Source organism: Mycobacteriales bacterium, assembly GCA_036497565.1.
Classification (GTDB): Bacteria; Actinomycetota; Actinomycetes; order Mycobacteriales; family QHCD01; genus DASXJE01.
Genome location: DASXJE010000119.1, coordinates 22,527 through 44,245, shown reverse-complemented (window position 1 = coordinate 44,245; position 21,719 = coordinate 22,527). Strand labels below are relative to the sequence as shown.

The window sequence follows — 21,719 nt, the reverse complement described above, 5'->3', positions numbered from 1 at the left end:
CCTGCGCCTGCTTGCTCAGCGTCGCCGGGTCGAGCCCGTGCACCACCACGACAGCCTTGCCGGCCTTCAACGACGACATGGTGGCCGAATCCAGGGTGATGGTGCGGGAGTAGGTGTAGCTACCACCGCTCGGCGCGATCTTGATGTTCGTGCCGTCGGCCGGTGTCGTGCCGCCGCTGACGGACAGCGTCGTACCGATCGGACCATAGAACGGCGCCCCCTCGGTGGTGGACACGACTCCGTCGCCGTTCTTGTCCGCCGCCATCGACGGGCAGACCCCTTGAGCGTTGATGTGGATGTGTTGCACGTGTGGGTACGGGGACTTGCCGAAGGTCGCGGCCAGACCCGACACGTGCTCGGTGATGGTCGCCTGATTACCCGACCCGTGGATCATGACGGTCCCCGTCGCGGTCGAATGGTTGAGCGGCTTGAGCGACGCCTGGAACGACCAGCCGCTGTCTGCCGACGCAGCAGCCGGCGCAAGCAACGGCAACGCCGCAATGGCGAGCGGCGCGACGACCTTGAGTGCCCTGTGCATACGGTCTCCCTTGCTGTTGGCGGGAAACGATCCCCGCACTGGTGAGCTGATCCAGGAGACGTTCGGGCAATCGGGCGCATCCGGTTCATCCGTCCGCAGGTATCTGTTCCGAACCGCAACAGCGGCGCCCACGAACGAAGGGGAGACCCACCTGCGCACCGGAGGATGACATGAACCGTCGCACCAAGCAGCTCGGCCTGCTCGCGGCCCTGCCGATCCTGCTGGCCGGCTGCGCGTCCGCGGCTGCCACCGACCAGTCCTCGGCTACCAAGTCGATGTCACCGGGCATGTCGATGCCGGGACTGCCGACGAAGCATGCCGACCGGCCGGCGGCGGCGAAGGAGGCGGGACCATCGGCAACCGCCAAGATGATCTGTGGACCGGAGATCCGGACCGATGTCGCCAAGGTCCTCGCGCTCTCCGCCAAGCCGCCGGTGACCGCGACCTGGGCACATCGCCTCTATACCTGCACCTACCGGCTGCCCGCCGGCCGGCTGGTGATCTCGGTCAAGGAATCAGGCGACGTCCCGTCAGCGCATGCCTACTTCACCACGTTGCGGGGGAACCTCGGTGCCGGCCACACCCTGCGCGGCCTGTCCGCGCTCGGCCTGCCCGCCTACGAAACCACCGACGGAACAGTCGTCTTCGTCAAGGACGACAAGACCCTGCACGTCGACGGCACCGGCCTGCCACGCAATGCGGCCAACGGCGAATCGCGGACGAACCTCGCCTACACCGTCGCCACCGACATCCTGGGATGCTGGAACGGCAAGTAGCCCGCCAACCGCCGCCGCCGATCCCAAGCCGCCAACTCCCATGATCGTGATCGGATAAAGCCGCGAAACGCCGTACGGATCCGATCACGATCATGAAACTGGGAAAGAGGATCAGGTGGCCGGGTCGGCGCCGGCCTCGTCGCCGTAGCCCGCAGCGCTCAGGATCCGACGCAGGTCGACCACCGTCTGGGTGTCGATGTCCTTGTTGCGCGGAGGGTCGAAGAACTCGGTCTCCGACCCGATGGTCACGGCTACCTTGCCGCCGTGTTGATCAACGGTCGACCCGACGGCCTGCAGCAACGACAGCACGGCGTGCCACTCGATGTTGTGGCTGACCGGATGCTGGAACAGCTGGCGCAGCGTGTTGCGGTGATGGTTGGACAGGTGCGGGGGCTCTGACGTCGTTGACATTGCTGCTCCCTCTGCCGCGGCTGTTCCGAAAGGACTGCCGACGCGTTTGCGCGACTATCCGTAATCAAACAGAATCCGATTGTCACACTTTCCGTACCGGCCACTATGGCGATGAACGGATGCTTGACAGCTGAGCCTATCGGCGCCCTATGGTTACGCCAGCCGTATCGGAATACCGCAGCCACAGGGAAAAAGCGCACTCGCATCAGTGTGCGGATTTCGCCGGCAGAGCACCCGCCACCCGTAGCAAGGAAGGATCCCAGTCTCGCGCGGCAGTACCGGGCGGACGGTCGACGTGCGTCTCAGGTAGTTGGTTTTGGCTAATGGTTGTGTCAATAAAGGTCGTCGGGGGGCGCGAGTGGAGAATTTTGTCACGACATTTACGCCGTCGGATACGTTATCGGGCCCGACAGGTCCGTCACGTATCGGACAGTTCGATGAATAGTATTTGTCCATACCGTCGCGGAGATCCTGACCAATACCGCGACGAAGCATTCATTGCCCGGCGACGCTGATCGTGAAGCGGCGTCGAGTCAGGTCGCCGATGTGGGGCACGGCGGCGCCGCCGGTGCTTTGGGGTCCTGGGCCGTCGCATCATCGTCGAGTCGACGGCCCAGGCCGACGTGTCGGACGATTCAGCGGGTCCACTTGGTGTTACGCATCACCACTGCCCCCTCCCCATAGAGTCCCGGGCGGGCCACCCGGCCATCTTCGACTTAGTGTGACATACCGAACGCAGCGTGTAGCGCAGCGGTCAAACCCCCGAGGGGATCGACCGTGTTGAGAGCGCCGCTGGTCGAGGATCTGCCGGCGCTTCTCGACCCGGTTCGGCGCTGGGATCTGTGGCGCCTCCCCCGCGGGCAACGCTGCTTGGTGATCGCCGTCCAGGCCGTCGCCGCCGGGGTCGCGGTGGTCGCGGCGTGGGCGACTCCGCTGCGGGTGCACGACCTCGTCGTGTTCGCGATTCTGACCGGATGCGGGGCGCTGTCGGTCGAGGCGGTACGACGGCTCGGCGAGCCCACCGGTGTGTCGAAGGACCTGCTGGTGGCTTGGACGCTGCCGGTCGCTCTCCTGCTCTCTCCGCTCTACGGCGTGCTCGCGCCGGCCGCTCTCTACACGCTGACGCAGGTCCGGGTCCGCCGCACGATGCTCCATCGGCGGATGTTCACGATCGCGTCGGTCGGCCTCGCCGACGCGGTCGCCGGACTGCTGTTCCGGTCCGTCACCGGCAGCAGCACGGAGTTCCGGCACTGGTCCCTGCCCATTCCGGTCGTCGCGCTCGTGGCATTGGCGTGTGGTGTCGTGCTTACGTTGATGAACACCACACTCATCTCCGTCGCCGCCGCGATGAGCTCGCCCGAGAGCTCGTGGTGGAGCGTTTTCCGCGACGGACGGATGCGGCTGCTCGACGGCCTGGGGATCACGACCGCGACCGTGGTCCTGATCCTCTGCTCGGTCAATGCGGTCCTCGTCCTGATCGCCCTGCCGTCGGTGATCTTCCTGCAGCGGTGTCTGTTGCACGACGAGCTACGCACCGCTGCCCGCACCGATCCGAAGACGGGTCTGCTCAATGCGACCTCGTGGAACAGGGAGGCCGAACGGGAGATCGCCCAAGCGGTGCGCACCGGTCTGCCGCTCGCCGTACTGCTCCTCGACATCGACCACTTCAAGGGCATCAACGACAGTTACGGGCACCTGATAGGTGACCAGGTACTGACGGCGATCGCGGCCGCCATCCAAGACGAGGTCCGGACCTACGACATCGTCGGCCGGTTCGGTGGCGAGGAGTTCGTGTTGGCGCTCCCCGGCACCGGGCACGAGCGCGCCAGGATCGTGGCCGAGCGGCTGCGGCAGCGCCTCGGAGCACTGGCGCTGACCCTCGTGGGCCGGGAGCAGGTCCACGTGACGGTCTCGATCGGGGCGGCGCTGCTCGGCGACGCGTGCAGCCAGCTCACCGAGCTGTTGGCCGCGGCCGACGCGGCGCTGTACCGCGCCAAGACCGGCGGACGGGACCGGATCAGCATCGCCGGCGATGTCGTCTGAGTGGCGACTCCACCCCGATTCCTTACACAGAGTTAGACCGCGGTGCGATCCCGTGGTGGCAGCGGGTGCCGGTCGCCCGAATAGCGCACCGGAACCGGGTCGTAGTGGCGTAGCGTGATCTTCAGCTGAAGTATCGTCTTCGGCTCCCGAAGGCCCCGACTCCTCCGTCCCCCGTCGGAGCGGGGTAACCCCGGCTAGCGGACGCCCAGCCCTCGGGATCCATCCGGGACTGGGCGATTCGCTGTGGCGGCGGCACCGACATCTCCCGCCACGAGCCGCATTCCGGACGTGGTGCTCGGCTCGCGGACGGCGGCGCCGGCGGGCGGGCCTAGACTGCACCCGCAGTCGAACGAGGAGAACCGCATGCGCAAGGTGCTGATCGCCAACCGCGGCGAGATCGCCGTCCGAGTCGCCCGCGCGTGCCGCGACGCCGGCCTCGACAGCGTCGCCGTCTACGCCGAACCGGACCGCGACGCCCTGCACGTGCGGATGGCCGACGAGGCGTTCGCCCTCGGCGGCACCACCCCCGCCGACTCCTACCTGAACATCGAAAAGATCCTCGGTGCCTGCAGTGCCTCCGGGGCCGATACGGTGCACCCCGGCTACGGGTTCCTGTCGGAGAACGCCGACTTCGCCCAGGCGGTCCTCGATGCCGGACTGACCTGGGTCGGTCCGGGGCCCGCGGCGATCCTCGCGCTGGGCGACAAGGTGCAGGCCCGACACATCGCGATGGCGGCGGGTGCGCCGCTCGTGCCCGGCACCCCCGACCCGGTCGACGGCGCGGACGAGGTGGTCACCTTCGCCCGCGAACACGGCCTTCCGGTCGCCATCAAGGCGGCGTTCGGCGGTGGCGGGCGCGGGCTGAAGGTCGCCCGGACCATCGAGGAGATACCGGAGCTGTTCGACTCAGCGGTCCGCGAGGCACAGGCAGCGTTCGGCCGGCCCGAGTGCTTCGTCGAGCGCTATCTCGACGCCCCCCGGCACGTCGAGGCGCAGGTGCTCGCCGACACCCACGGCACGGTCGTGGTGGTCGGCACCCGCGACTGCTCACTGCAGCGGCGCCACCAGAAGCTGGTCGAAGAGGCGCCGGCGCCGTTCCTCACCGACGATCAACACAGCCAGATCCACGAGGCGGCGCGCGCGATCTGCCGAGAGGCCGGCTACGTCGGCGCGGGCACGGTGGAGTTCCTCGTCGGCCGCGACGGCGTGATCAGCTTCCTCGAGGTCAACACCCGGCTGCAGGTCGAGCACCCCGTGACCGAGGAGACATCCGGGCTCGACCTGGTCCGCGAACAGCTGCGGATCGCGGCCGGTGAGCGGCTGCGGATCACCGAGGATCCGCCCGCCCGCGGCCACGCGATCGAGTTCCGCATCAACGGCGAGGACCCGGGCCGCGGGTTTCTCCCGGCGCCGGGCGCCATCAGCCGTTACGTCGAGCCCGGCGGGCCCGGCGTACGGGTCGACTCCGGCGTCGAAACCGGATCGGTGATCGGCGGCGCGTTCGACTCGTTGCTGGCGAAGCTCATCGTGGTCGGCGAGTCCCGCGCCGAGGCGCTCGCCCGCGCCCGCCGGGCGCTGGACGAAATGGCGGTCGAGGGCATGGCCACCGCGCTGCCCTTCCACCGGGCGGTGGTGCGCGACCCGGCGTTCACCGACGAGCCGTTCCGGGTGCACACCCGGTGGATCGAGACCGAGTTCGACCAGCAGATCCCGCCTTTCGCCGGTCCCGTCGCCGAGGCCGACGAACCCGCCGCCCGGGACACCGTCGTCGTGGAGGTCAACGGCAAGCGGCTGGAGGTGAGCGTCCCGGCCGACCTCGCGGCGCCCTCCGATCGGAGCGGCCCGAAGGCGAAGCGGCGCCGGTCGAGCCACGGCTCGTCAGCGGCCGGCGGCGACGCGCTGACCAGTCCGATGCAGGGCACCATCGTCAAGGTCGCGGTGACCGAAGGCGACACGGTGGCCGAGGGCGAGCTTGTCGTGGTCCTCGAAGCGATGAAGATGGAGCAGCCCCTGTCCGCACACAAGGCCGGCACCGTGAAGAAGCTCGAGGCGGCGGTCGGTGACGTCGTCTCCAGCGGCACGGTGATCTGCGAGATCGCCGACTGACTTGACGCAGCGACCCAACCCGCTGCAGTGGTTGCGGTACACGTTCGGCGGCCGACTCCCCCCGCGCCTGCATGGGTGGGTGCGGCACGACCTCACCGACGCCGACTGGCGGTTACGTGAACTCCTGCGGGTGTGCGTGCAGATCACCGCGCCGGTTGTCGCCATCATGTGTCTCCCCGGCCCACTCGAGATCCGCGCCCTGACCGCCGCGCTGGTCGTCTGTGGCGCGCTGTTCGTGGCCGCGGCGTACGGCGACGAACTGCGGGACCGTCGGCTGCGTCAGCACGGCCTGCCCAAGCCGCCGCGCCGCGACGACTGAGAGCGGCTCAGTCGAGGTCGTCGTGCTCCATCAGCTGCCGTGCCGCCTCGGTGATCGACCCGGTCAGCGACGGGTAGACGGCGAAGGTCTGCGCGAGCTGATACACGGACAGGTTGTTCTGTACGGCGACCGTGATCGGCAGGATCAGTTCCGATGCGGCCGGCGCCACCACGACGCCGCCGACGATGACGCCGGTGGCCGGTCGGCAGAAGAGCTTCACGAAGCCCTCGGTGAGCCCCTGCATCTTCGCCCGGGCGTTGGTGGCCAGCGGGAAGGTGACCGCGCGCGCGGCAACCTCACCCGTTTCGATCGCCCGCTGCCGGATGCCGACGGTCGCGATCTCCGGGTGGGTGAACACGTTGGCCGACACGGTCTTGAGCTTCAGGGGTGTGACGGCCTCACCGAGCGCGTGCCACATCGCGATCCGCCCCTGCATCGCGGCCACCGAGGCGAGCATCAGCAGCCCGGTGCAGTCGCCGGCGGCGTAGACGCCCGGGATGTTGGTGCGGGACACCCGGTCGACCGGCACGAACCCGCGTGAGCTCACCTCGACGCCGGCCTGCTCCAGCCCGAGATCTCCGGTGTTGGGCACCGAGCCCACGGTCATCAACGCGTGGCTGCCGTCGACACTGCGGCCGTCGTCGAGTTCGACGACGACTCCACCGGGCGTACGGCGGACCCCGGACGCCCGGGCGCCCTTGACGATCTGCATGCCGCGCTTGGTGAAGACCTCCTCGAGCAGAGCCGCCGCCTCGGAGTCCTCACCGGGCAGAACGCGGTCGCGGCTGGAGACCAGGGTGACGTCGACGCCCATCTCCGTGTAGGCACTGGCGAACTCGGCGCCGGTGACCCCGGAGCCCACGACGACGAGCCGCTCGGGAAGCTGGGGCAGGTCATAGATCTGCCGCCACGTCAGGATCCGCTCCCCGTCGGGCACGGCGCCCGGAACGATGCGCGGGGTGGCTCCGGTCGCGACCAGGACGATGTCGGCCTCCAGCCGCTGCGGACCGTCCTCGGTCAGCGCGTGGAGGACATGGGTGCGCCCGTCGTCGATGTCGACGAACCGCGCCGTACCGATGAGCACCCGCACGCCCTCGCGGATCAACCGATCGTGCACGTCGTGGGACTGGGCCTGGGCGAGCCGCTTCACCCGACCGTGGACGACGGGAGCGTCGACGCTGAGGGCCTCCGGATCGACCGCACGCACTCCGAGCGCGGCGGCGTCGCGGAAGGAATTCATCGTCTCGCTGGTGGCGATGAAGGTCTTCGACGGAACGCAGTCGTAGAGGACGCAGGCCCCGCCCAGGCCGTTCTGCTCGACGATCGTGACCTCGGCGTCGAGCTGCGCGGCGACCAGGGCCGCCTCGTAGCCGGCCGGGCCCCCGCCGACGATCACGATGCGTGGCACGGTGTCCTTCCGATCGTTCGCCTGACCCCATTGTCACCCACGACCGGGGTGCGCACGGCCACTAGGCTCTCCCCCATGACGCTCTACGCCGCATACGGGTCCAACATGGACCCGGCGCAGATGCTGTCCCGGTGTCCCCATTCGCCGGTCGCGGGCACCGGGTGGATCGTCGGCTGGCGGTTGACCTTCGGCGGCGAGGAATTCGGCTGGGAGGGCGCCCTGGCCACCGTCGTGGAGGATCCACTCGAGAGCGTCTTCGTGGCGATCTACGACGTCACCGCCAAGGACGAGGCCTCCCTCGACCACTGGGAGAGCGCGGACAACGGGATCTACCGCAAGATCTCGCTGCGGGTGCACGCGCTCGACGCCGACGTCCTCGCCTGGGTCTACGTCCTGGACGGATACGAAGGCGGCCTGCCCTCGGCGCGCTATCTCGGCATGATGGCCGAGGCCGCCGAGCGGGCCGGTGCACCGGATGACTATGTCGCCGCGCTGCAGTCCCGCCCCTGCCGGTCGATCGGCAACTGACCGCCCGTCAGCCGGAGAGGGAGATCAGGGCGAGGGTCGACATCAGCCGGACCCCGATGGCGATCGCGCGCTCGTCGACGTCGAAGTCGCCCTGGTGCAGATCGTGCTGGTCGCCCGGTTCGCGACCGCCGCGCACGCCGAGCCGGGCCAGCGCGCCGGGCACGGTGTCGAGGTACCACCCGAAGTCCTCGCCGCCGAGGCTCTGCGGGGTGCCCACCAGTCCCTGCGGGCCGAGCGAGGCCCGCACCGCGTCCCGGATCAGTGCAGTGGACCGTGACTCGTTGATCACCGGCGGTACCCCGCGTTGGTAGTTCACCTCGGCCACGGCGCCGGTCGGAGCGACGATCTCCTCGACCAGCCGCCGGACGAGCTTCTCGGCGTCGGCCCAGACGTCGCGGTCGAGCATCCGGACGGTTCCCCGCACCTGGCCGGACTGCGGGATCGCGTTGGGGGCGACCCCGGCCTGTACGGCGCCCCATACCAGCGACAGGCTGGCCCGCGGATCGACGACCCGGGTGAGCAGGCCGGGCAGATCGGTGATGAGCCGGCCCATCGCGTAGACCAGGTCGACGGTCAGATGCGGTCGCGCGGTGTGCCCGCCCGGGCCGGACAAGGTCACCTCGACCGAGTCGGAGGCGGCGGTGATCGCCCCGGTACGCACGCCGATGCGACCCACATCCGTCGCGGGATCGCAGTGCAGAGCGAAGATCCGGTCGACACCGTCGAGGGCGCCCGCGTCCATGACGCCGAGCGCGCCGCCCGGCGTCTGCTCCTCCGCCGGCTGGAAGATCATCCGGACCCGGCCGGGAAGCTCCGGCGCGGCGTGCAGCGCCAGGGCGGCACCGAGCGCCACCGTGGTGTGCACGTCGTGCCCGCAGGCGTGGCAGACGCCGTCGACCGTCGACCGGTAGGGGACGTTTTTCACGTCCGGCAACGGGAGCGCGTCGATGTCGGCGCGCAGCGCGACGGTCGGTGAACCGGATCCGATGTCGCAGACCAGGCCGGTGCCGCTCGGCAGCAGGCTCGGCCGAAGCCCGGCCCGGCGCAGGTGCTCGGACAGCAGGGCGGTGGTGCGGTGCTCCTGCCAGCCGAGCTCGGGGTGGGAGTGCAGATCCCGGCGTACGGCGATCAGGTCGGCCTCGTGATCGGCCACCCACGAGCCCAGCCAGGCAGGCGCCTCGGTGATCGGCTGTGGGCTCATGCGGCGGGCCGGCCCGGCCCGATCCGGGTGTGTCTCATCGCGGTAGTCCATGTCTCATCTCACCGAGCAGACTATCGACCACCCGGGTCAGGTCTCCGCCCGCCGCCGCCGCGACCGCCCGCTGACGCTGATAGCTCGCCCCCCGCTCGATGATCCGCGGCACGATCGCCAGCTCGTCCGCGCAGCCCAGCCGGCGGGCGATCGGGGTCAGGTCGTCGACCAGATCGGCGAGTGCCTGGCGCACCGGGACGACCGTGCCGCGGTCGTCGGCGACGATCTCGGCGTCCAGCCCGTAGCGCGCGGCGCGCCACTTGTTCTCCTTCACCACCCACGCCCTCGGCTCGGGAAGCGTGTATCCCTGGTCGATCTGGGAGTCCAGCCGTTCCACCAGGCACTGCGACATGGCCGCGACCGCCGCGATCTCGTCGATCGTCGGCAGGCCGTCGCAGATCCGCAGCTCGACGGTGCCGAATCTCGGATGCGGGCGGATGTCCCACCACACCTCGCGGACCGACTCGATCGCGTGGCTGGAGATCAGCACCTCCATGTAGCGCTCGAACTGGTCCCACCCGGAGAGCTGGTAGGGCAGCCCGGCGGTCGGGAGCGCCTCGAAGATCTTGCTGCGGTAGGAGGCGAGGCCGGTGTCGGCGCCGACCCAGAACGGGCTGGACGCCGACAGGGCGAGGAAATGCGGGATGTAGGCCACCAGCGCGTTGACGATCGGGATCGCCTTGGCCGGGCTGCGGATGCCGACGTGCACGTGGACGCCGAAGATCTGCAGCTGGCGGGCGAGCCACTGGTTCCGCTCGATCAGCTGCTGGTAGCGGTGGGTCTCGGTGATCTGCTGGGTCGACCAGTCGGTCATCGGATGGGTGCCCGAGCACATGACGCCCAGCCCGAGCGGCTCGGCCGCGGAGATCACTTCGGCGACGGTGCCGGACAGGTCCTTGCAGGCCTCGGCGACCGTGCCGCACACCCCGGTGATGACCTCGACGCACGACTGCAGGAGTTCGTGCTTGGCCTTCGGGTGCTCGTCGAGGCCGTCCGGTGTGATGGCCGCCAGCACCTCGTTGGACCCGGAGCGGAGCTGGCGGGTCTCGACGTCGACAAGCTCCAACTCCCACTCGACCCCGAGGCTGGCCCGCTCCGACGCGCTGAAGTCGATCTGCACGCCGCGAGCGTAACCGGGGAGCAGGCGCCCCGCCGGGCGACGCTCAGGTCGCCGCGGCGGGGGTCGCGCCTCAGGTTCCGACGGCCACCGGCCGGCCGAGCTTGGCCGACTCGTAGATCGCCCAGATGACCTCGAGGGTGCGGGTGTTCTCCTCGATCGTCACGAGCGGCTGACGGCCGTCCGCGATCGCGGACAGGAAGTCCCGGTACTGGGTGGTGTGGGCGTCCGACAGCGCGGACGGGTCGCCGCCCGCGGTGCCTCCGGCCTGGGTCGGGAGCACCTGCGCCGCCTGGTTGTCACCCGCGCCGCCGCCGTAGGCCGGAGCGTCGGTCGAACCGTCACTGGCATGGAAGTAGGCCAGCTGGTCGTCGTCGATCACCGCCGACCCGTGGTCACCGTGCACCTGGATGCGCGCGGTCAGTCCCGGGTAGGCGGCTGTCGTCCCGCGGATGACACCCAGCGCCCCGGAGCTGAACCGGATGGTGGCGACCGCGGTGTCCTCGACCTCGATCCGCTCGTGAGCAAGGGTTCCGGTCCACGCGAACACCTCCGTCGGCTGACCGAGCAGCCAGACGAGGATGTCGATCGAGTGGATGCCCTGGTTCATCAGCACGCCGCCGCCGTCCAGCGCCCAGGTGCCCCGCCAGTCGCCGGAGTCGTAGTAGCCCTGGCTCCGCCACCAGGCGATGTCGGCGCTGCCCGACGTCAGCACTCCGAACTTGCCGTCCTGCACCGCAGCGTGGGCGATCTGGGCCGCGGCGTCGAACCGGTGCTGGCTGATCACCGTCACCACGCGGCCGGCCACCGCGGCCTCCTTGGCGACCGCGGCCACCGCATCCGGCGTGACGTCGAGCGGCTTCTCGATCACCACGTGCTTGCCCGCTCGGAGCGCGTCGACGGCCGGGCCGGCGTGGTTACCACTCGGGGTGCAGACGGCCACCGCATCGATGTCCGAGCGTTGCAGCGCCTCCTCGACGCTGTACAGGGCCGGCACTCCGTGCTTCGCACCGAGCTCGTCGGCCCGCTCCGGAATGACGTCGACCACCGCGGCCAGTTCGGCCTCGGCCAGTCCCGCAATGGTGCGCGCGTGATGCTTTCCGATCACGCCACAACCAATGACGGCGAATCGCATGGCGAAACTTCCTCTCGATGAAGTCAGTGGTAGTCGATGCCCTGCGCGCGCAGCAGGCCGGTGAAGGCGTCGGTCGCCTTCTTGAACAGGTCGGCACCGCTGAATCCGCCGCTACGGCCGGCGTGGGCGAGGTGCGGCTCCATCGAGAAGAATCCGTCGAAGCCGTCGGCCTTGAGCGCGCTGATCGTCTCCGGCAGCTGGCCGTCGCCCTCACCGGCCGGAACGACGTGGGAGTCGGCGAGGACGGCGTCCTTGATCTGCACGTAATCCAGGTGCGGCCGCAGCGACGCGTAGGCCTCGGTGAACGGCCGTACGCCGCACTGCACGAAGTTGGCCGCATCCCAGGCCAGCTTCAGCTTCGGAGAACCGACCGACTCGACGATGTCGAGGCAGCGGCCCGGCAGGTCGCCGTAGATCTCCTTCTCGTTCTCGTGCAGCAGGGTCACGTCGTGGCCCTCGGCCCTCGCCGCGAGCGCGCTCATCCGGCGGAGCACCTCGTCGCGGTGCGCGGCCGGGTCGTCGCCCTTGGGGATGAAGAAGGAGAACAGCCGGATGTAGGGCGCCTCGAGCCGCTGCGCGACCTCCAGCGACCGGTCGAACCGGCGGAGATGCTCGTCGAAGTCGTCGTCGACCTTCACCTTGCCGATGGGCGAACCCACCGACGAGGTGGCGATGCCGTGCTGGTCGAGGGTCTTGCGCACCTGCTCGAGCTGTCCGTCGTCCAGGTCGAGCACATTGGTGCCCCAGGCGCTGCGGAATTCGATGAACCGGATGCCCAGCTCGTCGAGTACCGAGCACTGCTCCTCGAGGTCAGGTGAGATCTCGTCGGCAAATCCCGAGAGTGTCCACATTGGACTGGTGACTCCTTCGGTCGATGGTGAGAGCTTTTGGCTTTTCTGTCGTTCCTTGCCCTATCCCTTGACACCGCCGGATGCAAGCCCGCCGACGAGATACCGCTGGAAGAACATGTACAGGAGGACCACGGGTACCGCGCAGATCACCGACGCGCCGAGCAGCTGGCCGTAGAGCGGCAACGGACCACCTTCCTGCGCCTGCGCGAACACCTGGAGATCGATTGCCGCGGTGCGCGTGTCCGGCCGGGTGAGGATGCTCGCGAAGAGCACGTCGTTCCAGCCCAGCAGGAACGAAAAGATCGTACTGACGACGATTCCGGGCAGCGACAGCGGGAGGATCACCCGCCACAGCGCCCCGACCCGGGTCAGCCCGTCCACGAGAGCAGCCTCCTCGAGCACCTCGGGGATGCTGCGCAGGTAGGTCACCATCAGCCAGATCGCGAAGGGCAGCGCAAACGTCAGGTATGTGATCAACAGCCCGCTGCGCGTCCCCACGATCGTCAGGTTCAGATATGCCTTGGCCGAGGCGAAGGTGACGAACAGCGGGAGCAGGATGAGTGCGCTCGGGATGGTCTGCAGGCCGAGCATGCCGCGCAGGAACGTACGCCGGCCGATGAAGGTGAAGCGGGTCAGGCAGTAGGCGGCACCGACGGCGACGACGGTGGACAGCGCGGCCGCGCCGAGCGAGGTCGCGAGGCTGTTCACCAGTCCGCGCGCGAGCGGCACGGTCGTCCACAGGTGCACGTAGTTCCCGAACGCGAAGTGCTGCGGGAAGAGCCGGCCGCTGGCGACCTCGACGTCCGGCGCGAGAGACATGATCACCATGTAGGCGATCGGCGCCAGCGCGAAGACGCACAGTACGACCGTCATCGGCACCCGCAGCCCGCGCGGCAGCAGCTGTCCGGAGTCTCTGCGGATGGTCGCCATGATCATGCCTCCGGGGACGGGTCGAGCCGCACGGCACGCAGGTAGAGCACCGCCGGGATCACCAGGATCACGAGCGCCATGATCGACATGGCCGCACCCAACCCGAACCGGAAGACCTGGAACGACGTCGTATAGATGTTGATCGGCAGGACGTTGACTGCGTCCGGCGCGGGGATCCCGAATAGCACGAACGGCAGCGTGAAGTTGTTGAAGTGGTTGAGCGTCGACAACAGCAACGCGAGCGTGAGCGGGCCACGCATCTGCGGGAGGACGACGTGCCAGATCTTCTGCCACCAGCCGGTGCCGTCGAGGTCGGCAGCTTCGTAGAGCTGCGGGTCGATCGTCTGCAGCCCGGCGAGCGACATCAGGTAGACGAACGCCCATGATGCCCAGACGTCGACCAGGATCAGCGACCAGAAGCTCCGACCGCCGATCAGCCAGTTGCCACCGTTGATCCCGACGTGCTTCAGGGCGCTGTTGAGCGCGCCGTCGGGTCGGAGCACGAGCCGCCACACCAGCGCCGTCACGAAGGACGGGATGACGTAGGGCAGCAGGTAGATCGACCGGATGATCGAGCGGCCCCGGAACTTCTGGTGCACCGTCAGAGCGCCCATCACGCCGACGGGTGTGATGATCACCGTCGTCAACACGGCGAACGCGACGCTGAGCCACAGGGAGTGCAGCAGGCCCGAGGCTCGGAGTGCCTCGGAGTAGTTGGACAACCCGATGAACGGCGCGCTCACCCAATGCCGCAGGGAGTATGCGTCCAGATCGAGCCCGCTGATCCAGATCGCGATCGCGAACGGCACGATGATGATGACCAGCAGGAGGAGCCCCGCCGGCAGCATCAGCCACAGCGGGCGGTGCTCCCGGATGCGGCGGCGACCCCGCCGGGACGTGCCGCCGGGTCCGTCACTGCCGACCCGCCCGGCTGTCGTCGGTCTGGTCCTGGTCGCTGCGTCGCTCATGCTCCTCACCGGTCCCTGTTGGCGCGGTTCAGCGAGCTCTGCACGGTGGCGTTACCGGCGTTCAGCAGCTTCGTCACGTCGGAGTCGGAGAACGAGCCGTGCGAGAGCGGGTCGAGGCTCTGCGCGACGACGTTCCCGAGCGCGAGCTGCACGTTGCTCCAGGCCCCGGTGTACGCCGTCGGCAGCGCCACACGTTCTGCCTTGATCCACTGCTGGGTCTGGGAATTCTTGGCAGCGACCTCCGCGGCGGCCTGCTGGTTGCTCGGCAGGTCACCGAACACCTTCGAGTAGTGGGCCTGTTCGCGCTTGCTCGTCACGAGCGCGATGTATTTCAGGGCGAGCGCCTTGTGCTCCGAGTAGTCCGCGACCGCCATGTTGTCCCCCGAGACGATCGAGCCCGCACCCACTCCCCCGGCCGGCCGGGACGAATAGCCGTACGGGACCAGGGGCATCGTCGCGAGGGCGTACTTGCCCTTGACCGGCGACTTCAGCAGCGTCGGGGCCGACGAGGGCGTCACCATCGGCAGCATCGCGGCCTTGCCGCTCGCGAAGGCGGCCAAGGCGTCGGTGGCCTTCCATCCGATCGACTTCGGATCGGTCACCTTGTCCTTCGTGAGCAGACCGAAGTAGAACGAGAACGCCTTCTTCACCTGAGGACTCGCGAGCAGTGACTTCCGCTGGTCGCGACTCACCAGGTCGCCACCGGACTGGCGCACCTGGGTCCAGATGTACTTCCACGGATCGGCGTCGTCGGCGTAGTCGATCGCCGCGCCGTAGACCTTCTTCGACGGATCGGTGAGCTTCTTCGCGTCGGCGACGAACTCGTTCCACGTCTTCGGCGGTCCGGCGATGCCGGCCTTCTTGAAGAGCTCCGTGTTGTAGACCATTCCGAACGGCCGCATGCTCATCGGTACCCCGATCTGGTGCGCCCGATCGGGTCCCGACATGGCCAGTTGGGGCTGGAAGAACCGCTGGCGACCGCCGATTTTCTTCCAGTCGGCCTCGCTCAGCTGCATGAAAGACTTGGTCGAGAAGGCCACCGGGGTGAACGTGGTGCCGAGCAGGTAGACGTCCGGACCGGTGCTGGTCACCGCCGAGGTCTCGAGCTTCGTCTGCTCCTCCGAGAGGTCGGTGTAGGTCTCGAAGTGCACGCTCGCGCCGGTCTGCGCCTTGAACTCCCGCTGGATCCGGGCGAACCAGGCCTTCTGTGCCGAGGCGTACTGCGGGTTTTCGCCGACCAGGACGTCGATCGAGTGCGGGTCCGTGTTCGACCGGAAGCAGGCGGACGGAAGAATGGCCCCGAGGAGGAGCCCCATGCCCGCCGCAAGCATTCGCGTTCGTCGAGCCATGTGTCCCTCCCTGCGGTCTCGGTCGACCCGTTCCAGCCGCGTCGGCTCGCGGAATCGTGACGACGATAGGCATCGATCTCGCGACTGGCAACCGGTTGCACAAATTTGCAGAGATGGCAGACTGGCCTCGTCCGACGAGATGATGCCTGCCGAGAGGGGAGCCATGGCACCGTCCGGGGCCGCACGCACACCCGCCCGCGGCAAGCGCGCGACGATCCATGACGTCGCGCGGGCTGCGGGTGTGGCTGCCTCGACCGTCTCGCGGGCCTTCTCCCAGCCCGACCGGCTCAGGGCCGACACCCTCGACCACGTCCTCGCCGTGTCGGCCGAGCTCGATTACCGGCCCAATCCGATCGCCCGCGCTCTGCCGCGGGGGAAGACGCTGACTCTGGCGCTGCTCGTCCCGGACATCACCAACCCCTTCTTCTTCGGCCTGATCCGCGGGGCCGGACGACAGGCCGATGCGGCCGGCTACACGTTGGTTCTCGCCGACACGCGCGAGTCTCCGGACGTCGAGTGGAAACACCTCGAGCGGCTGGCCCGGGGGGTGGACGGCTTCATCCTGGCCTCGTCCCGGCTGCCCGACGCCCGGCTCCGCGCCCTCGCCACGGACCGCTCGCTGGTGGTGATCAACCGGACGATTTCCGAGGCGCCGTGTGTCGTGGTCGACAACCGGCAGGGCATGCGCCAGGCCGGCGAGCATCTGGCGTCCCTCGGCCATCGCCGGGTCGCCTATCTGTCCGGGCCGCCGACGTCGTGGTCGGACCGCAGCCGCTGGCGCGCGCTGCACGCGGCCGCCCGCACGCTCGGGCTCGACGTGGTGCGGCTCGGACCGTTCGCGCCGACGGTCGAGTCCGGGGCGGCCGCCGCAGATGCCGCGCTGGTGTCCGGGGTGACGGCCGTCGTCGCCTTCAACGACCTGCTGGCGATCGGCACCATGCGCCGACTCCTGGGCAGGGGGGTCGTCGTACCGGACGACATGAGCGTGATGGGCTGCGACGACATCTTCGGCGCCGACTTCTGTCATCCACCGCTCACCACCCTCGCCGCCGACATCGAATCGGCGGGACGGGCGGCCGTCGATCTGCTGCTCACCCCTCGGGGGGAGAATGATCCCGCACCGCGGCCGGTCGTGTTGCCGACCCAGTTACGGGTACGAGCCTCCACCGGTACCTGTCCCACCGAACGCCGATCCCCGTCCGCGGCGGCCACGCACCCGGCCACCCCGTCCGCGAGAGGAAACCGATGACCCGCCTCGAGCCGCATCCCGACCGACTCCTGCCCGCCGAGCCGTCGATCCGCGAGGTCGCCCGACGCCTCTACCAGCAGGTCGCCGAGCTGCCGATCGTCTCCCCACACGGGCACGTCGACGCCGGGATCCTCGCCAACGACGAGCCGTTCCCCGATCCGGCAACCCTGTTCGTCACGCCGGACCACTACGTCACCCGGCTGCTGCACTCCCTCGGCGTCCCGCTCGAGGACCTCGGCGTAGCGACACGGGACGGGACGACCACCGCCGCTCCGCGCGACGTCTGGCGGGCCTTCTGCCGCCACTGGCCGGCATTTCGGGCCACCCCATCGCGCTACTGGCTGGAGGGTGAGCTCGCGGACGTCTTCGGCTTGACCACGCAGCCGTCGCCGGAAAGCGCTGACCAGCTCTACGACGAACTGCAGGACAAGCTCTCCCAGCCGGAGTTCCGCCCGCGTGCGCTCTTCCGCCGGTTCCGGATCGCCGCCCTAGCTACCACCGATGATCCGTGCAGCCCGCTGGACGACCATCGGCTGCTGGCGAAGGGCGACCTGGGCACCGGTCGCGTGGTGCCGACGTTCAGGCCCGACTCCTACGTCGACCCGGGACGCCGCGACTGGCCCGCGCGGGTCACCGCGTTGGGGCAGGCCGCCGACGTCGACGTCGACGGGTACGACGGCTACATCACGGCGCTCGAGCATCGCCGCGCCTACTTCATCGAACACGGTGCGACAGCGACCGACCAGGGGCCGGCCGACGCGGGCAGCGAGCCGCTCGACGTCGCCGACGCCCGGCGCATATACGCCGACGCGCTCATCGGCGGGGCGTCTCCGGCCGACTGCACCGCCTTCCGCCGGCACATGCTCAGCGAGATGGCCCGGATGTCCAGCGACGACGGGCTCGTCATGCAGCTGCATCCGTCGGTGCTGCGCAACTACGACACTGCGACCTACGAGCGGTTCGGTCCCGACACCGGGCACGACATTCCCGCTGCGGCAGAATACACCCGGGCGCTGCGGCCACTGCTCGAGCGCTACGGCAACCACCCCCGGTTCCGGATCGTGCTGTTCACCACCGATGAGGATGTCTGGGCGCGCGAAATCGCCCCACTGGCAGGCTTCTACCCGTCGGTCTACGTCGGTGCGCCCTGGTGGTTCACCGACACCCCGGACGCACTGCGCCGATTCCGCGAGGCGGTCACCGACACGGTCGGCTTCTACCGCACCTCGGGCTTCGTCGACGACACCCGGGCGTTCTGCTCGATCCCGGTGCGGCACGACACCGCGCGGCGGGTCGACGCCGGCTACCTCGCCCGCCTCGTCGTCGAGCATCGGCTCGCCGAGGACGAGGCGGCGGAGGTCGCGCGTGATCTGACCGGCCCGATCCCGACGGAGGTCTTCCGCCTGTGACCGCACGCCTCACCCGCTCGAGCGCCGAGGTCGGCGCGGCCGCACCGATCGGCGTCGTCCACATAGGACTCGGCGCGTTCCACCGGGCGCACCAGGCCTGGTACACCCACCTCGCCAACAGCGAGTCCGGGCAGGCGGTGGGGATCGCCGCGTTCACCGGCCGCCGACCCGATGCCGCGACGGTGCTCGGCGATCAGGACGGCCTTTACACGCTTCTGGTGCGCGGTCGCGAAGGCGATCAGGCCGAGATCATCACGAGCATCTCGGCGGCCTACGACGGCGCGGATGTCGAGGCGTTGTGTCGCCACCTGCGCGATCCGGCGGTCACGATCGTCACCCTCACGGTGACCGAGGCCGGATACCGCCGCTCCCCCGACGGAGGAATCGATCGCGACGATCCCGAGGTGACCGCGGACATCGCGGCCCTGCGTACGTCGGGTGGCATCCCGGTCACCGTGCCGGGGCGGCTCGTCGCGGCCTTAGCCGGTCGTCGCGACGCCGACGCCGGCCCGGTCGCGATCGTGCCGTGCGACAACCTTTCCGACAACGGCCCGGCGACCCGCCGCGTGGTGCTCGACCTCGCCGGCGCCGTGGACCCGGACCTTCGGGACTGGATCGACGAGCAGGTCGGTTTCGTCTCGACCATGGTGGACCGGATCACGCCGGCCACCACCGACGCCGATCGGGACACGGTGTCCGGCCTGATCGGCCTGGACGACCACACGCCGGTCGTCACCGAGCCGTTCGCCGAATGGGTGGTCGAGAGCGGCGGCCTTCCCGACCGGCGGCCGGCGTGGGAGACGGTCGGCGCACGGATCGTCGACGACGTCACGCCGTTCGAGCTCCGCAAACTCTGGCTGCTCAACGGCGCGCACTCCCTGCTGGCCTACGACGGCCTCGCGCGGGGTCACCGTACCGTCGCCGTTGCGATGGCCGACCCCGTCTGCCGGGACTGGATCGAGCAGTGGTGGGACACCGCGGGCGCGCTCCTTCCCTTGGCCGCGGACGAGGTGGCGGCCTACCGGGCGGCGCTGGTCGACCGGTTCGAGAATCCGCGGATCGAGCACAACCTCCGGCAGATCGCCGGTGACGGCTCGCAGAAACTGCCGTTCCGGGTGGTGCCGGTGCTGGAGCGCGAACGCGCAGCCGGCCGGCTGCCCGCCGCCGCGGTGCAGGCGCTGGCCGGCTGGCTGATCCACCTGCGGACCGGCGAGGTCCGCGATCCACGGGCCGACGATCTGGTGCCCCGGGTGGCCGGGCCGCTGCCGGAGGCGACCCGCGTCGTACTCGGCGAGGTGGCGCCGGCTTTGGTCGACGACGAGAAGCTGGTCGACGCGATAGTCGCCGCAGCCGACGGTCTCCGGGCGGACTGAGCGCCGCGCCGAGGCCGATCGCGGGATGTTCGGTCTGTGTGCGAATCGAACAAACCTGCGCATCCCCAGCTAGGATGTTCTGCATGCGGGCAGAGCGAATGAGCGCAGTTCTTGATTACATCGCCGAGCACGGCAGCGTCGACGTCGCCCAGCTCGCGGACGAGCTCGGCGTCTCCGGGGCCACGATCCGACGCGACCTGCACGCCCTGCACGAGCAGGGCCTCCTGGTCCGCACCCACGGCGGGGCGATCGCCAACAGCGTCGGCCTCGAACTGCCGATTCGGTACAAGGCAGCGCGGCGTCAGCCCGAGAAGCGCCAGATCGGAATGATGGCCGCAAAGCTCGTCGAGGACGGCGCCGTCGTTGGCATGACAGGGGGCACCACCGGCACCGAGGTCGCCCGGGCACTTGCCGATCGGGTCGGCATCACGGTCGTGACCAACGCCTTGAACATCGCCGCCGAATTGGTGCTGCGACCCAACATCCGACTTGTCGTCATCGGCGGCAATGCCCGGCACGCGTCCTACGAGCTGGTCGGCCCGGCCGCCGAGACGATGCTCGCGCAGTACCACCTGGATCTCGCGTTCGTCGGGGCCGATGGGCTCACCGTCGCGGAGGGATGCACCACCCACGACGAGATGGAGGCCCATACCGACGCGGCCTTCATCCGCCAGGCTCGGCGTTCGGTGGTCATCGCCGACTCCAGCAAGATCGGCCGGGTCACCTTCGCCCGGATCTGCGGCATCGACGCCGTCAGCGACCTCGTCACCGACGGCGAGATCGGCGAGACCGCCCTCGCGGACCTCGAATCCGCCGGGGTCAAGGTGATTACCGCCTGAGAGCCTCTGCGGACGGCTGCTGGTCCGGGTGTAGTGCCGCGCCGGTTTCCCCGTCGAACAGGTAGGTACGAGCCAGGTCGAACTGCAGGTGCACCTCTTCGCCCGGAACCGGGCGGATGTGTGGCGGCGCCTGCACGACAACCGGCGGCGACTCTGCCGGCGCGCTCCCATCTCCGGCCACGGTCGGCGGGATCTCGACATGGACGAGCACATGGCTACCCAACGGCTCGGCGAAGATCACCCGAGCCGGTACGCCGCCCGACGCCTGCAGGACGACGCTCTCGGGCCGGATGCCCACCGTCACCGCGCCATTGTGCGTCGGGGTTCGGGCCACCTCCGTACCGCCGACCATCACGCTGCCCGCCTCGACGGTGCCCGGGACGAGATTCATCGGCGGCGAGCCCATGAAACTGGCGACGAAGGTGTTCGCCGGCTGGTCGTAGACCTCGGTGGGGGTACCGATCTGCTGAACCTCGCCGGCAGACATGACGCAGATCCGATCGCCGAGCGTCATCGCCTCGACCTGGTCGTGGGTCACGTAGATGGAGGTGATCGGAAGCTCGGCGTGCAGTCGCTTGAGATCGCCCCGCACCTGGGTGCGTAGCTTGGCGTCGAGGTTGGACAGTGGCTCGTCGAGCAGGAATGCGACCGGTCGACGGACCAGCGCCCGCCCCATGGCCACCCGCTGCCGCTGACCACCCGAGAGCTGAGCGGGCTTACGGTCGAGCAGTTTGTCGATGTCGAGCATCGCGCTGGTTTCCCGCACCTGGCGCTCGATGTCGGCCTTGGGAACCTTGCGCTGACGGAGTCCGTAGGCGAGGTTCTTGTAGACGCTCATGTGCGGATACAGCGCGTAGTTCTGGAAGACCATCGCGATATCGCGTTCGCCGGGCCCGAGCGAGGTCACCTGCCGGCCCCCGATCCAGACCTCGCCACTCGTCGGCTTGTCGAGTCCGGCCAGAATGCGCAGCGCGGTGCTCTTCCCGCAGCCCGACGGACCGACGAGGATGAGGAATTCCCCATCGTTCACGTCGATGCTCAAATCGCGCAGAGCCATGACGTCGGCCCCGAAGCGCCGGGTGACCTTGCGGAACTGCACCTCTGCCACTGTTGCTTCC

At 69.2% G+C, this 21,719-nt stretch carries 20 protein-coding genes; 9 read left to right on the top strand and 11 right to left on the bottom strand.

From position 1 onward, the window contains the following. Positions 1 to 670 (bottom strand): hypothetical protein (locus VGH85_10755; GenBank protein ID HEY2174278.1); only part of this gene is annotated, 670 nt, incomplete at its 3' end. Positions 671 to 708: 38 nt separating this feature from the next. Between VGH85_10755 and VGH85_10750 the strand changes: the two genes are divergently transcribed. Further along, the gene (locus VGH85_10750; protein ID HEY2174277.1) at positions 709 to 1,314 is read left to right on the top strand and encodes a hypothetical protein; all 606 of its coding nucleotides are present in this window, start codon (positions 709 to 711) and stop codon (positions 1,312 to 1,314) included. Positions 1,315 to 1,425: 111 nt separating this feature from the next. Here the strand turns inward: VGH85_10750 and VGH85_10745 are convergent, their stop codons facing one another. Continuing rightward, the gene (locus VGH85_10745) at positions 1,426 to 1,725 is read right to left on the bottom strand and encodes a hypothetical protein (protein ID HEY2174276.1); all 300 of its coding nucleotides are present in this window, start codon (positions 1,723 to 1,725) and stop codon (positions 1,426 to 1,428) included. Between the two features lie 777 nt (positions 1,726 to 2,502). Between VGH85_10745 and VGH85_10740 the strand changes: the two genes are divergently transcribed. The 3 genes from VGH85_10740 (at position 2,503) to VGH85_10730 (ending at position 6,193) form a co-directional block, all read left to right on the top strand. After that, positions 2,503 to 3,768, top strand: coding sequence for a GGDEF domain-containing protein (locus VGH85_10740; GenBank protein HEY2174275.1), 1,266 nt, complete (start codon positions 2,503 to 2,505; stop codon positions 3,766 to 3,768). A gap of 363 nt (positions 3,769 to 4,131) precedes the next feature. Continuing rightward, positions 4,132 to 5,874, top strand: coding sequence for a biotin carboxylase N-terminal domain-containing protein (locus VGH85_10735; protein ID HEY2174274.1), 1,743 nt, complete (start codon positions 4,132 to 4,134; stop codon positions 5,872 to 5,874). Position 5,875: 1 nt separating this feature from the next. After that, complete coding sequence (locus VGH85_10730) at positions 5,876 to 6,193, top strand: DUF5313 family protein (protein HEY2174273.1); 318 nt, start codon at positions 5,876 to 5,878, stop codon at positions 6,191 to 6,193. A 7-nt stretch (positions 6,194 to 6,200) separates the two neighbouring features. On the opposite strand, the gene VGH85_10725 is transcribed toward VGH85_10730, so the two are convergent. After that, positions 6,201 to 7,601, bottom strand: coding sequence for an NAD(P)H-quinone dehydrogenase (locus VGH85_10725; GenBank protein ID HEY2174272.1), 1,401 nt, complete (start codon positions 7,599 to 7,601; stop codon positions 6,201 to 6,203). A 75-nt stretch (positions 7,602 to 7,676) separates the two neighbouring features. Between VGH85_10725 and VGH85_10720 the strand changes: the two genes are divergently transcribed. After that, a complete protein-coding gene (locus VGH85_10720; GenBank protein ID HEY2174271.1) occupies positions 7,677 to 8,129 on the top strand; it encodes a gamma-glutamylcyclotransferase in 453 nt (150 codons plus the stop codon). A gap of 7 nt (positions 8,130 to 8,136) precedes the next feature. Here the strand turns inward: VGH85_10720 and VGH85_10715 are convergent, their stop codons facing one another. The 7 genes from VGH85_10715 to VGH85_10685 form a co-directional block, all read right to left on the bottom strand. Further along, positions 8,137 to 9,330 carry an amidohydrolase gene (locus VGH85_10715; GenBank protein ID HEY2174270.1) on the bottom strand — a complete coding sequence of 398 codons (1,194 nt, stop codon included), beginning with the start codon at positions 9,328 to 9,330 and terminating at the stop codon, positions 8,137 to 8,139. Between the two features lie 34 nt (positions 9,331 to 9,364). After that, positions 9,365 to 10,501, bottom strand: a complete 1,137-nt coding sequence (locus VGH85_10710; protein HEY2174269.1) for a glutamate--cysteine ligase — start codon at positions 10,499 to 10,501, stop codon at positions 9,365 to 9,367. A gap of 70 nt (positions 10,502 to 10,571) precedes the next feature. Then, on the bottom strand, positions 10,572 to 11,633 hold the full coding sequence (locus VGH85_10705) for a Gfo/Idh/MocA family oxidoreductase (protein ID HEY2174268.1): 1,062 nt from the start codon (positions 11,631 to 11,633) through the stop codon (positions 10,572 to 10,574). A gap of 23 nt (positions 11,634 to 11,656) precedes the next feature. Then, complete coding sequence (locus VGH85_10700) at positions 11,657 to 12,484, bottom strand: sugar phosphate isomerase/epimerase family protein (protein ID HEY2174267.1); 828 nt, start codon at positions 12,482 to 12,484, stop codon at positions 11,657 to 11,659. 60 nt (positions 12,485 to 12,544) lie between these two features. Then, positions 12,545 to 13,414: a carbohydrate ABC transporter permease gene (locus VGH85_10695; protein HEY2174266.1), complete on the bottom strand. Its 870-nt coding sequence runs from the start codon at positions 13,412 to 13,414 to the stop codon at positions 12,545 to 12,547. 2 nt (positions 13,415 to 13,416) lie between these two features. Beyond that, positions 13,417 to 14,382 (bottom strand): sugar ABC transporter permease, encoded by a 966-nt coding sequence (locus VGH85_10690; protein ID HEY2174265.1) that lies wholly within the window; start codon positions 14,380 to 14,382, stop codon positions 13,417 to 13,419. 5 nt (positions 14,383 to 14,387) lie between these two features. Continuing rightward, positions 14,388 to 15,731 (bottom strand): extracellular solute-binding protein, encoded by a 1,344-nt coding sequence (locus VGH85_10685; protein ID HEY2174264.1) that lies wholly within the window; start codon positions 15,729 to 15,731, stop codon positions 14,388 to 14,390. Positions 15,732 to 15,894: 163 nt separating this feature from the next. On the opposite strand from VGH85_10685, the gene VGH85_10680 reads away from it, so the two are divergent. The 4 genes from VGH85_10680 (at position 15,895) to VGH85_10665 (ending at position 20,601) form a co-directional block, all read left to right on the top strand. Beyond that, positions 15,895 to 16,980: a LacI family DNA-binding transcriptional regulator gene (locus VGH85_10680; GenBank protein ID HEY2174263.1), complete on the top strand. Its 1,086-nt coding sequence runs from the start codon at positions 15,895 to 15,897 to the stop codon at positions 16,978 to 16,980. Then, positions 16,977 to 18,389 carry a glucuronate isomerase gene (gene uxaC / locus VGH85_10675; GenBank protein ID HEY2174262.1) on the top strand — a complete coding sequence of 471 codons (1,413 nt, stop codon included), beginning with the start codon at positions 16,977 to 16,979 and terminating at the stop codon, positions 18,387 to 18,389. Before VGH85_10680 ends, uxaC begins: the two co-directional genes overlap by 4 nt. Then, positions 18,386 to 19,762, top strand: coding sequence for a mannitol dehydrogenase family protein (locus VGH85_10670; GenBank protein ID HEY2174261.1), 1,377 nt, complete (start codon positions 18,386 to 18,388; stop codon positions 19,760 to 19,762). Before uxaC ends, VGH85_10670 begins: the two co-directional genes overlap by 4 nt. A 98-nt stretch (positions 19,763 to 19,860) precedes the next feature. Further along, a complete protein-coding gene (locus VGH85_10665) occupies positions 19,861 to 20,601 on the top strand; it encodes a DeoR/GlpR family DNA-binding transcription regulator (protein ID HEY2174260.1) in 741 nt (246 codons plus the stop codon). Here VGH85_10665 and VGH85_10660 read toward each other — a convergent pair. Further along, positions 20,591 to 21,709, bottom strand: coding sequence for an ABC transporter ATP-binding protein (locus VGH85_10660; GenBank protein HEY2174259.1), 1,119 nt, complete (start codon positions 21,707 to 21,709; stop codon positions 20,591 to 20,593). The genes VGH85_10665 and VGH85_10660 overlap by 11 nt on opposite strands. Between the last annotated feature and the right edge of the window lie 10 nt (positions 21,710 to 21,719).

What these genes read in the sequence shown, in the direction of transcription:
- VGH85_10750 (HEY2174277.1), top strand. Translation starts at nt 709, where the DNA reads ATGAACCGTCGCACCAAGCAGCTCGGCCTGCTCGCGGCCCTGCCGATC.
- VGH85_10745 (HEY2174276.1), bottom strand. Translation starts at nt 1,725, where the DNA reads ATGTCAACGACGTCAGAGCCCCCGCACCTGTCCAACCATCACCGCAAC.
- VGH85_10735 (HEY2174274.1), top strand. Translation starts at nt 4,132, where the DNA reads ATGCGCAAGGTGCTGATCGCCAACCGCGGCGAGATCGCCGTCCGAGTC.
- VGH85_10720 (HEY2174271.1), top strand. Translation starts at nt 7,677, where the DNA reads ATGACGCTCTACGCCGCATACGGGTCCAACATGGACCCGGCGCAGATG.
- VGH85_10715 (HEY2174270.1), bottom strand. Translation starts at nt 9,330, where the DNA reads ATGAGCCCACAGCCGATCACCGAGGCGCCTGCCTGGCTGGGCTCGTGG.
- VGH85_10705 (HEY2174268.1), bottom strand. Translation starts at nt 11,633, where the DNA reads ATGCGATTCGCCGTCATTGGTTGTGGCGTGATCGGAAAGCATCACGCG.
- VGH85_10700 (HEY2174267.1), bottom strand. Translation starts at nt 12,484, where the DNA reads ATGTGGACACTCTCGGGATTTGCCGACGAGATCTCACCTGACCTCGAG.
- VGH85_10695 (HEY2174266.1), bottom strand. Translation starts at nt 13,414, where the DNA reads ATGGCGACCATCCGCAGAGACTCCGGACAGCTGCTGCCGCGCGGGCTG.
- VGH85_10690 (HEY2174265.1), bottom strand. Translation starts at nt 14,382, where the DNA reads ATGAGCGACGCAGCGACCAGGACCAGACCGACGACAGCCGGGCGGGTC.
- VGH85_10685 (HEY2174264.1), bottom strand. Translation starts at nt 15,731, where the DNA reads ATGGCTCGACGAACGCGAATGCTTGCGGCGGGCATGGGGCTCCTCCTC.
- VGH85_10680 (HEY2174263.1), top strand. Translation starts at nt 15,895, where the DNA reads ATGGCACCGTCCGGGGCCGCACGCACACCCGCCCGCGGCAAGCGCGCG.
- uxaC (HEY2174262.1), top strand. Translation starts at nt 16,977, where the DNA reads ATGACCCGCCTCGAGCCGCATCCCGACCGACTCCTGCCCGCCGAGCCG.
- VGH85_10665 (HEY2174260.1), top strand. Translation starts at nt 19,861, where the DNA reads ATGAGCGCAGTTCTTGATTACATCGCCGAGCACGGCAGCGTCGACGTC.